12 protein-coding genes are annotated in these 10,442 nt (G+C 66.8%); 4 read left to right on the forward strand and 8 right to left on the reverse strand.

Annotated elements, in window-relative coordinates; translation table 11 throughout:
- The first annotated feature begins 26 nt into the window (after window positions 1–26).
- Window positions 27–290: a hypothetical protein gene (locus tag BST47_RS24735; RefSeq protein ID WP_083128324.1), complete on the forward strand. Its 264-nt coding sequence runs from the start codon at window positions 27–29 to the stop codon at window positions 288–290.
- 66 nt (window positions 291–356) lie between these two features.
- Entirely contained in the window at window positions 357–617 is a 261-nt protein-coding gene (locus BST47_RS24740) for a hypothetical protein (protein WP_083128325.1), read from the forward strand.
- A gap of 33 nt (window positions 618–650) precedes the next feature.
- Here the strand turns inward: BST47_RS24740 and BST47_RS24745 are convergent, their stop codons facing one another.
- From BST47_RS24745 to BST47_RS24775, 7 genes are all read right to left on the reverse strand, one after another.
- A complete protein-coding gene (locus tag BST47_RS24745) occupies window positions 651–1,295 on the reverse strand; it encodes a TetR/AcrR family transcriptional regulator (RefSeq protein ID WP_083128326.1) in 645 nt (214 codons plus the stop codon).
- Window positions 1,296–1,299: 4 nt separating this feature from the next.
- Window positions 1,300–2,601, reverse strand: a complete 1,302-nt coding sequence (locus tag BST47_RS24750) for an MFS transporter (RefSeq protein ID WP_083128327.1) — start codon at window positions 2,599–2,601, stop codon at window positions 1,300–1,302.
- 81 nt (window positions 2,602–2,682) lie between these two features.
- On the reverse strand, window positions 2,683–3,102 hold the full coding sequence (locus BST47_RS24755) for a hypothetical protein (RefSeq protein ID WP_083128328.1): 420 nt from the start codon (window positions 3,100–3,102) through the stop codon (window positions 2,683–2,685).
- Window positions 3,099–4,358 carry a DUF58 domain-containing protein gene (locus BST47_RS24760; RefSeq protein ID WP_083128329.1) on the reverse strand — a complete coding sequence of 420 codons (1,260 nt, stop codon included), beginning with the start codon at window positions 4,356–4,358 and terminating at the stop codon, window positions 3,099–3,101. Before BST47_RS24760 ends, BST47_RS24755 begins: the two co-directional genes overlap by 4 nt.
- 6 nt (window positions 4,359–4,364) lie before the next feature.
- On the reverse strand, window positions 4,365–5,327 hold the full coding sequence (locus BST47_RS24765) for an AAA family ATPase (RefSeq protein ID WP_083128330.1): 963 nt from the start codon (window positions 5,325–5,327) through the stop codon (window positions 4,365–4,367).
- Entirely contained in the window at window positions 5,324–5,809 is a 486-nt protein-coding gene (locus BST47_RS24770) for a hypothetical protein (protein WP_083128331.1), read from the reverse strand. The genes BST47_RS24765 and BST47_RS24770 overlap by 4 nt, the downstream gene beginning before the upstream one ends.
- On the reverse strand, window positions 5,806–6,771 hold the full coding sequence (locus tag BST47_RS24775; protein WP_083128332.1) for a DUF4129 domain-containing protein: 966 nt from the start codon (window positions 6,769–6,771) through the stop codon (window positions 5,806–5,808). Before BST47_RS24775 ends, BST47_RS24770 begins: the two co-directional genes overlap by 4 nt.
- Before the next feature lie 70 nt (window positions 6,772–6,841).
- Between BST47_RS24775 and BST47_RS24780 the strand changes: the two genes are divergently transcribed.
- On the forward strand, window positions 6,842–7,501 hold the full coding sequence (locus BST47_RS24780; protein ID WP_083128333.1) for an O-methyltransferase: 660 nt from the start codon (window positions 6,842–6,844) through the stop codon (window positions 7,499–7,501).
- On the opposite strand, the gene BST47_RS24785 is transcribed toward BST47_RS24780, so the two are convergent.
- Window positions 7,485–8,306, reverse strand: coding sequence for a hypothetical protein (locus tag BST47_RS24785; protein ID WP_083128334.1), 822 nt, complete (start codon window positions 8,304–8,306; stop codon window positions 7,485–7,487). The two genes, BST47_RS24780 and BST47_RS24785, sit on opposite strands and share 17 nt — an antisense overlap.
- Before the next feature lie 27 nt (window positions 8,307–8,333).
- On the opposite strand from BST47_RS24785, the gene BST47_RS24790 reads away from it, so the two are divergent.
- Window positions 8,334–10,244 (forward strand): potassium transporter Kup, encoded by a 1,911-nt coding sequence (locus BST47_RS24790; protein WP_083128335.1) that lies wholly within the window; start codon window positions 8,334–8,336, stop codon window positions 10,242–10,244.
- Window positions 10,245–10,442: the final 198 nt, after the last annotated feature.

The raw sequence follows: 10,442 nt of genomic DNA on the forward strand, positions 1-10,442 counted from the left end.
AGTTACCACACAGATAGGACTCAACCATGAAGTCAGTTCTCGGTCGGCGCTTGACGCTGGTCGCCGGTGGCGCCGCGGTCACCGCGATGGTCGTGCTCACCGCATCGTGCGCCACAGAAGAAGAGCAGGCGCCCGAGACCACCACGACGACCACCACCACTAGCACGGCGGCGCCGGCCTCGCCCACGGAGAAGGCACCGCGCCTGGAACCCGGCGGCCCCAACCCGTTCTCCCCGACGGTGATCGCTCCACCCGCACCGTCGGCGACCCACCCCCGCACGGGCAGCTGACATCCGTCAGGCCCGCGCCCCGTTTGGACGATATAGTTCAGTTAACTCACAGATAGGACATCAGCCATGAAGTCAGTTCTCGGCCGGCGTATCGCGGCGGTCGCCGGTGGCGCCGCAGTCACCGCAATGGTGGTGCTCACAGCATCGTGCGCATCAGAAGAGGAAGCGCCCGAGACCACCACCACGACGACCACGACCACGACGTCGGCCGCGCCAGTCGAGCCGACCGAGAAGGCGCCGCGTCTGGAGCCCGGCGGTCCCAACCCGTTCTCCCCGTCGGTAGTCGCACCGCCCGCGCCAGAGGCAACCCCTGGTCGGCACCGCTAGCCGCGGTTTCCGCTTCGACGTTCGCGGTCGCCGTCAGCGCATTGTTTCGGCGGCGGCCGCGAACGACGCCACATGGCCTATCGCCATGTCCAGCGCCGCCTGCATCAGTCGCGGGTCGCGGCCGGTCTGCGACAGCAGGTAGCCGCCCTCGACGGCCGCGAGCAAACCTGTTGCAAGAGATCGGGTCTCGGCCTCCGGACGCAAGACGCCGTTGTCACGCATGCGCTCCAGAGCCTCTCTGAGCAGCATCTGCCATTCGGCGAAGTGCTCGGAAAGTGAGACCCTGGCCTTATCGTCGGAATCGGCCAATTCCGCGGCGAGAGAACCGAGTTCGCACCCCCAGAAGCCGCTACGTAAGGCGCACCGCTGCACGATGGCGTCGCGCCACTGGTACAGCCCGCGGAACGAGTCGACCTTCTCCAGACGTAGCCGCTGCCACGACAACACTTCGTCGGCCCGCTGCGTAATCACCTCGTAGACCAGCTCGCCCTTGTCCTCAAAGTGTTGGTAGAACTGGGATTTGCTTGTCGAGCTGGCCGCGAGGACATCGTCTATCGTCGTCGCCGCGACGCCCTGAACATGCATCAGTTCGGCGGCCGCAAGGACGATCCGGCTCCGTGTCGCGGCACCTCGAGAAGTCAGTCGAGGCCGCGATGGAGGATCGGATTGTTGCGGCACATACTTACTCTAACGCTGTCGCCAGGCTGCGGTCGCTGGTCTGCGGAAGCGGCCGCGCCGCCGTCTCTCGCAGTGTCAGGACCGTGCCGAGCGAGATGACCGCCGCGGCGATCAGGTAGATCGCCGGTGCCGTGTTATCACCGGTTCGCGCCGTGAGCCAGGTGACGACATACGGCGTCGTGCCGCCGAATCCTGCGACGCAGATGTTGTAGCCGATCGAGAACCCGCTGTAGCGCACTCTCGTGGCGAACAGTTCGACACCGGCGGACACCGCGGTCGACACGTAGATCGACTCGATGGCCGCCAGTACGCAGTGGGCCGTGATCGCAGCGCCCAGCGACCCGGAATTCAGCAGTAGGAACAACGGGTAGGACAGGAGCACAAAGGCCACTGACCCGGCGATCAGGAGCGGCTTGCGACCGAAACGGTCGGACAGCGCCGCGAGCGGAAGGATGAGCACCAGCGCGACGAACGTCGCCAGGGTCATCGACGTGAACGCCTCGGTCTTGGAGAACTTCAGCGTCACGATCAGATAGGTCTGCAGGAACGTGAACACCACGTAGTACCCCACGTTGAACACCACGAACAGGCCGATCACCTGCAAGATGGGCCGCCACGACGTCGTCACCGCTTCACGCAGCGGCGACTTGGCGACCTGTTCGGTCTTGCTGAGTTCAGCGAACTGCGGGGTGTCGTCGAGGCGCAGCCGAATGTAGAGGCCGATGAGGCCGAGCGGCCCCGCGATGAGGAACGGAATCCGCCAGCCGTAGCTGTTCATCGCGTCGGCGGGCAGCAGTGCCTGCAGCAGCGTCACGGTCACGGATCCGAGGAGAAACCCGACGACCCCCGACCACGCCATGAACGTGATCGTCACGCCCCGGCTTTTCTCCGACGCGAACTCGGCCAGGTAGACAGCGCCGCCACCGTACTCGCCGCCGGCCGAGAACCCTTGCAGACAGCGCAGGAAGAACAGCAGCAGCGGGGCCGCGACACCGATCGAGGCGTACGTCGGAAGCATGCCGATGGCCACGGTTGCGCCCGACATCAGCAGGATCACCACGGCGAGCACGCGCTGTCGCCCGATCCGATCGCCGAGGGGGCCGAAGACGAAGCCTCCCAGCGGTCGCATGAAGAAGGCAGCCGCGAAGATCGCGAACGTTTTAAGCAGCGCCGCCGTCTCGTCGCCGGACGGGAAGAAGTTCGCCGCGATGAAGGTCGCCAGGAATCCGTAGATCGCGAAGTCGAACCATTCGACGGCGTTACCGATCGATGCGCCGGTGACGGCCTTGCGGACATCTGACGGCATGGTGACTTCTCCCGAATTTAAGCGTCCCGCTGAGCATTTCGCTTACCAACTCACAGGTTGTGCCAGACAAAGATAACGCGATCAGGACTGCCGCTGCGCCCAGAACGGCCGCGTCACCAGGGCCACCAGTGCGACCACCACCAGTGGTGCCAGCAGCGGAGCCCAGGCAAGCTCCAGCGGCAGTGTCACCGCCGCCAGGCCCACGGCCGTAAACCCCACGGCACCAACGACCGTCGGCGCGGTGATGGCCGCGGTGTGCCGGAGCACCAGGTAGCAGGCCGCACAGAGCCCCGACAGCGAGGCGAGCATGGCCGGCGATTCGTTGAGCACCAGAGCGGTGGCGGCCAGCAGTACTGCCAGGGTGGCGGCCGGACGAAAGACGTTGCCCACCAATATCCCAAGCGTGGCCAACGCCGCCGCAATCAAGGCCGCGTCATCGGCTTGCAGCGCGGCCGCGGCGACCATCACCAAGCCGAAGGCCGTCGACAACGCGCGGTTCATCGCCGTCCCCGCACGGAACGACGGTGATCGGGTACCAGCTGCATGACCGTATCGAGCGTGTCGACGGCGCGCCAGGTGACGATGTCGACCCCGACGGTGCCCATGTCGCGATACATGAATGACCGCTGCAGCGACCACATCCTGGTGACGATGCTGTCGCATTCGTTCTCGAACGGTGCACCTTCGAGGACGTCGACCGCGACCACGGTGTGGCCGCGCCTGCGAAGGTCGATCAGCGCCAATGCGAACTCCGTGTCGAGCAGTGTCGAGAACGCGACGACGATCGCCCCCGGCGGAACCGCCGCGCGCGGTGCCAGCGTGCCGGGTGTCGTCTCGTAACCACCCTCCACAGCGAGCACCGCGTCGAGCACCCGGTAGAACTGTCGCCGACCGATGTCGGCGCCGAGCCAGCGCGGTCGACGGTCCCCGAGCGCGACGACCCCGGCCCTGTCACCACCGCGCAGCGCGCTCTGCACTACCTGAACGGCACCCCGCACGGTGCGATCGGTGGCTTCGGTGGCCGGCCCGGCGGGCTGCCGATAGTTGTCCACCAGCACCACGACGTCGGCGGCGCGGTCGGTCAGTCGCTGCGTGACGTGCAGGCTGCCGCGGCGTGCGCTGACCGGCCAGTTGACGGTCCGCAGTTGATCACCGGGCACGTATCGGCGGACGTCTGCGTATTCGACGCCGGGACCGATGTGCCGGGTGAGGTGGGTGCCCAGTCGGTCGAGTAGGTCGGTGCGCGGAATCGATGTCGACTGCGGCGGCGCCATCGGGAACACGTAGATGTCGGCGGCATCCACGACGGCTGCGCCCTGCAGCAGCCCGCCCCTCGCACGCACGGCCACGCTAGCCAGGATCGGGTACCGGCCCCATCTCTCGGCGGAGACCGTGTGGCATTGGCGAGAGCCGTTTTCCGCCTTATCGATTCGCATTCCGGGCATGACCTCGACCGAGAGCGCGAGCGCGTCGCAATCGGTCTCGGGATCGGCGGTCGCCCACACCTGCACCTGTGCGTTCTCTGATTCGAAGCAGCGGTGCGCACCGGGGTCCGCATGCACGACGACCCTGGGAGCAGGGCGCTGCCAGCCGACCGAGCACACCACCCCCAACAGCGGTGCGGCGAACGCCACGAGCTGCCAGAGCGAGGCGATCACGGCCATTGCCAGCAGAACTGCGACGCAGGTGAGGATCGCGAGCGTGAGTGACGATGGGCGCCAAAGCAATTGCGCCTGGGTGGAGCGGATCTCGATCACAGCGGATCACCCGCTGGTCCGTGGCACCGGAAGCCGCCGCAGCAGCTCCTCCACCACGTCGCTGCCGTGCACGCGGCGCACCCACATCTCCGGGCGCAGGCTGATGCGGTGCGCGATCGACGGTACCGCAAGGGATTTGACGTCCTCGGGGATCACGTAGTCGCGGCCGAGCAGCAATGCCCGCGCGCGGGCGAGCTGGACGAGGTCCAGTTCGGCCCGCGGGCTCGCGCCGACCGCGATCTGCGGATGCTGACGCGTCGCGGCGGCCAGGGACACCACGTACCGGAGTACATCGTCGTGGACGGTGACCTCTTCCACCGACTCCCGCATCGCGAGCAGTTCGTGGGCATCGACGATCTGGTGCACCGTGGGTTCGGCGGCGCCGCGGTCGATGCGCCTGCGCAGCATCGAGGCCTCCTCCTGCTCGGAGAGGTACCGCAGTTCGAGCCGGATCGTGAACCGGTCCAGCTGCGCCTCCGGCAAGGGATAGGTGCCTTCGTACTCGATCGGGTTGTCGGTGGCCAGCACGATGAACGGAGCGGGCAGCTGATGGGTGACGCCGTCGATGCTGACCTGCCCCTCGGCCATTGCCTCGAGCAGCGCCGCCTGGGTTTTGGGCGGGGTGCGGTTGATTTCGTCTGCGAGAAGCAGGTTTGTGAAGATGGGTCCCGACCGGAACTCGAAACGGCCGGACTGCATGTCGTACACCGTCGACCCCAGGAGGTCGGCGGGCAACAGGTCCGGGGTGAACTGCACCCGTTTGAACTCCAGGCCCAACGCGGCGGCGAACGACCGTGCGATCAACGTCTTGCCGAGGCCGGGCAGGTCCTCGATCAGCACGTGCCCGCCTGCCAGCACGGTGGTGAGGATCAGGGTCAGCGCACCGCGTTTCCCGACCACCACCCGGCCGATTTCGTCGAGAACCGACTCGCAGTTCGCCGTGGTCGTCGTGCCAGCGTGTTCGGTCACACCCGCTCCAGCCGTTGCAGTATTTCGTCCAATGCCGTTCGCCCGGGCCCTGGTTCGTCGAGGCCGCTTCGTGCCACGTTCTCCGGATCGACCCACGCCCAGAGGTCGGCGCCGAACAGCATCAATCCGGTGGTGTTGTAGGCGGCGCGGTTCTTGGACCGTTTCTGACCGGTGGCCATCTCGAATTGCCTGGCCAACGTCGGCCGCAGGTGACGGTCCCAGTCCCTTCGGGTGGCGTCCGACTGACCGATCAGCGTCTCGGTGCGAGACAGCCAGCGGCGCAATGACTCTGCAGCATCATCGATGTACTGCTCCTCGCCATCGAGAGCGGCTTCGCGTACCAGATACCAGCGCAGGCCCAGCAGCGCGCAGGCGACGGCGACGCCAGACATGATGAGGATCAACCCCCGATCGGGTCCGGCGAGCGCCAGCAGCTCTGCCCCGGCGACCAGCAGAACTCCAGCTGCGACAATCTTTTTCATGCGCTGCTCCTCGCGGCGCTGTCCGGGAGTTCGGCGAGCACACGCTCCAGTACGCTCACGGCCGCGTCGCGATGCTCTTCCGTCATCACATGCGGGGAGAATCTCGCCTCCTCGAACAACTCGACGAGTTCGGTCGCGCTGTCGGCCTGCAGGGCACGGTTGTGCACGGCCCGGGCCAGCACCTCGGAGGGGGTATCGCAGTCCTGCGGGACGGCACCCGGTACGCGGGTCAGCTCACGTTCCATCGCGGCATAGCAGGCGATGATCGCCTCACGCGGTTCCCTGGTGCGGTCGCCGATCTCGGCAAGCCCGACTTCCGCCGCGCGGACGAGGGAAGCCCCCGCCGCCGGAGCCTCGGCGGCGGCGGGGCCGTCGTCGTCGCCGAGGAACTGCACTGCGCTGCTTCGTTGCCGCCTCGACATGACCGCCGTCCCTACGACCACCAGCACCATCAGGATCAGCATCGGCGGGATCAGGTATCCGATCACGTTGGTGTCCGGTTCAGCTTCGTCGTCGGCGGGGGCCGGTCTGGTGGTGGTGTCCGGCGCCTGCGCACTGGTCTCCGGGGCCGTCGGCGGATCAGACGCAAGTTCGGGCGGACCGCCGAGCCGCGTCAACACCAGCACCAGCAGCAGCCAGGCGAGGACCAGGCCCGCCACGATCAGGGTGAACCGCAGGCTGGGCCGACCCGTCATACGCGATGCCTGCGGCAGTTCTCCCTGCGCCGCGGGCCGCGGCGTGCGGTCGCGCAGCCGGGCGATGATCGCGAACCCGATGATCGCGACGGCGGCACACACCATCACGATGACCACGATCAGCGCGGCCGGATTGCTCGGCGGGCGTTCCCGCTCGGAGATCGGCTCGCCGCCGCCGGGGATGAAGCCGCGCAAGGCCACGGCGGCAACGATCATGAGCGCGATCACCGCGATCACGCGCTGTGTCGACCTGTCGATACCGGTCATGGTCTCTCGCCCTCATCCTGGCACGCGGCCGCTCAGGAACCGCTCAGATCGGATGGATACGTTCGTAGGTGTGACGACCACACTTGCAGACCCGAAAGTCGCCGCCGCCCTCGATCGCATGTTCGCCGAGTCGGCCGCGCAGTTCGCCGCGATGCGTGACGGCAGCACCGACTTCTCCCGGCTGGCGTCGGCCACCGCCCAGGAGCGGGCGGACGCGTTCAGCGACTACTACCTGCCGGTCACCCAGGATGCGGGTCGGCTGCTGTATTCGTTGGTGCGCGCGGCCCGGCCGGCGACCGTGGTCGAGTTCGGCATGTCGCTCGGAATTTCGGCGATCCACCTCGCGTCGGCGGTGCGCGACAACGGCAGCGGCCGCGTCGTCACCACCGAGCTCAGCGCCGCGAAGGTGGCGGCGGCGAAAAAGACGTTCGCCGAGGTCGGTCTCGACGACCTCATCGAGGTGTTGGAGGGTGACGCCGTGGCAACGCTCGAGAAGCTCGACGGATCAGTGGATTTCGTGTTGCTCGATGGCTGGAAGGAGCTCTACGTTCCGGTACTCGAACTCCTCGAACCGCGGCTGTCGCCGGGCACGCTCGTCGTCGCCGACAACACCTCGATGGCCGAGCTGGCACCGTATCTCGAGTACGTGCGTGAGCCGGCGAACGGCTACGTCAGCGTGAACTTTCCCGCGCGGGACGCCGACAGCATGGAGATCAGCTGCCGCGTATAGCTTTCTTCGCTTCTTTGACGACGGTCGCGGCGTCCCGGCTGTCCAGCTTGGCCTGTTGGTAGGCGTCTTCGGCTGCGGTAAGCGCACTTTCGGCGTCCTGCAGCCGTCTGCGTGCGTCGTCGCGGCGTAGCCGGGCCGTCGCCAGGTCGGATTGCAGTTCGTTCAGTGCGGCATCGGCTTCAGCCTTGGCGCGTTCGGCGGCGGCCAGTTCGGCGCGTGCCTGCTGTCGCCTGCGGCGTTCTTCGACGCCCTTTTCCTCGCCCTTCTTCCCGGCAGGTGGGGCAGGCTCGGCATTGGGCTCTTTCTTGCGGATCGGCTTGAAAACTATTGCCGTGTCGCCGAACTCACCGAAACCCGACCACTGCTCGGCTTTGGTCAGGCGGCCGAGGCGCGCAGCGACTTCGGGATCGGCGATCGCCGCCTGCAGGGTGGCGGTGACATCGTCGCGGAGCGCGGGCGTCGGGTCGAGCGCAGCCTCGGTGAATGCTGCGCGCGCCAGCTCGTCGATGAGGCGACGCTGCTCGGCGGTCAGCTCCCGGATGACGGTGCCGTCCATGCCGGCGTGGGCGGCACGCAGTCGCTGGCCGAGGTCGGTGAGTCGTCGCCGGACCGTCGGCTCGTTGAGCACGAGCACGTTGACGACGTGAGCTGCGGTGGTGGGCTTGCGCGCCGCCGCGATCTGCTTGGCAGCTTCGGCGTCGCCGCGCTTCTTGGCCTCGGCGGCGAGCTTCGTTCGCAGCGGGGTGAAGTCCTGAAGTTTCGCGGAGTACAACGCGTCCAGGTCTGAAAGATCGCCGTCGGCCATATCGCTCACCACCGTATTCTCCCAGGTGTGAACCCACCAGAGGGCAGCCAGGCGTTGCGGCTGGGGGTGATCATCGCGGCGCTGGGTGTGGTGTTCGGCGACATCGGCACCAGTCCGATCTACACGCTGCAGACGGTGTTCAACCCGAACGACCCGCATCCCGTTCCGGTCGCCGACAGCCACGTCTACGGCGTGGTCTCGCTGATCTTCTGGTCGGTGATGATCATCGTCACCCTCACCTACGTCACGTTGGTGATGCGCGCAGACAACAACGGCGAGGGCGGCATCATGGCCCTGATCACGCTGCTGCGGCGCTGGACCGGTGGCCGGGGCCGACGCACCTCGGCTGTGCTTGCCGCGGCGGGGCTGTTCGGGGCCGCGCTGTTCTTCGGCGACAGCATGATCACACCTGCGATCTCGGTGCTGTCGGCCGTCGAGGGCATCGCGGTGATCGATCCCGGCTTCAGAGACTTCGTCGTGCCGATCACCGCCGTGATCATCGTGGGACTGTTCGCGGTGCAGAGCCGGGGCACCGCGACGGTCGGCCGCTTCTTCGGCCCGGTGATGATCCTGTGGTTCACGGCGATCGGCGCGTGCGGGGTGCACGGCATCGTCGCCAATCCCGAGATTCTGAAGGCGCTGTCGCCGACGTACGCGTTGGAGTTCATGGCCGGCCACTTCCACATCGCGTTCTTCGCACTCGCCGCGATCGTGCTTTCGGTCACCGGCGCCGAGGCGTTGTACGCCGACATGGGTCATTTCGGCCGACGCGCGATCACCTACGGCTGGCTGGGTCTCGTGCTGCCGGCATGCACGCTGAACTACTTCGGTCAGGGCGCGCTGGTGTTGGGCGACGAGTCCACGGTGGCCGCGCCGTTCTTCTTGCTGACGCCGGAGTGGGCGCGAATTCCCATGGTGCTCTTGGCGACAGCGGCGACTGTAATCGCGTCGCAGGCGGTGATCACGGGCGCCTTTTCGGTGGCGTCGCAGGCCGCTCAGCTCGGCTATCTGCCGAGGCTGCGCATCGAGCACACGTCGGCGTCGACCATCGGTCAGATTTACGTGCCGTGGATCAACGCGGTCCTCATGGTCGCGGTGCTGATCCTCGTGTTCGCGTTTCGCAGTTCGGCGGCGTTGGCGTACGCGTTCGGCATGGCGGTGACCGGAACGATCACGATCACCACCACGCTGTTCTTGTACTACGCGCGGACACGCTGGGGATGGCCGCTGTGGGGCGTACTGGTCGGCGGCGGCCTGTTGCTCGTGGTCGATCTGATGTTCTTCGCGGCCAACCTCACCAAGCTGGTACACGGTGCATGGCTGCCGCTGACCATCGCCGTGGGGGCGTTCACCGTGATGACGACGTGGCAGAAGGGCCGCCGAATCATCACGCGCGCAAGGCAAAAGGCCGAGGGGCCGCTACGGGAATTCGTCGACGAGCTGGTGCATCGGGATCCGCCGCTGGTTCGCATTCCCGGCACGGCGATCTTCCTCGATCGGGGCCGAGAGACCGCGCCATTGGCGATGCGCGCCGTTGTCGAGCACAACCATGTGCTGGCCGAGCACGTCATCGTTCTGTCAGTCGTGACCGAGGATGTGCCGCGGCTGCCCGACGCCGAGCGGATGACGCACGACGACCTCGGCTACGCCAGTGACGGGATCGTCCATGTGGCCGCGCGTTTCGGATACATGGAGCGGCCGAACGTCCCGCGCGCGCTCGCGCTGCTGAGTCCCGAGGACACCGAGGGTGCCTTTGATCTGGAGAACGCCTCGTACTTCTTGTCGAAGCTCGACCTGTGCATGGGCGATGCGCCGACGATGCCGGCGTGGCGCAAGCGACTGTTCATCGCCACGTCGCACATCACCGCTGATGCGGCCGGACATTTCGGTCTGCCATTGAATCGGACGGTCATCGTCGGCTCCCGCATCGAGGTCTGAGCTTTCGCTACCGACGCAGTCCCCTACCTGCGCGACGGGGTTATCCCCAATTGCGGTTTTATCCACAGGGTGGGGTTGAGCTGCTGGTTGGGTAGCGCCGCGACGATTAATGTCGAACCTATGTTCGATTCGTTGGTGGAGCAGGCGCACCGCAGCCGGGGTGGTGCGGCGGTGGGGGCGTGGGCGCGGGTGGAGAAC

The sequence above is a fragment of the Mycolicibacterium tusciae genome, assembly GCF_002086795.1.
Classification (GTDB): Bacteria; Actinomycetota; Actinomycetes; order Mycobacteriales; family Mycobacteriaceae; genus Mycobacterium; species Mycobacterium tusciae.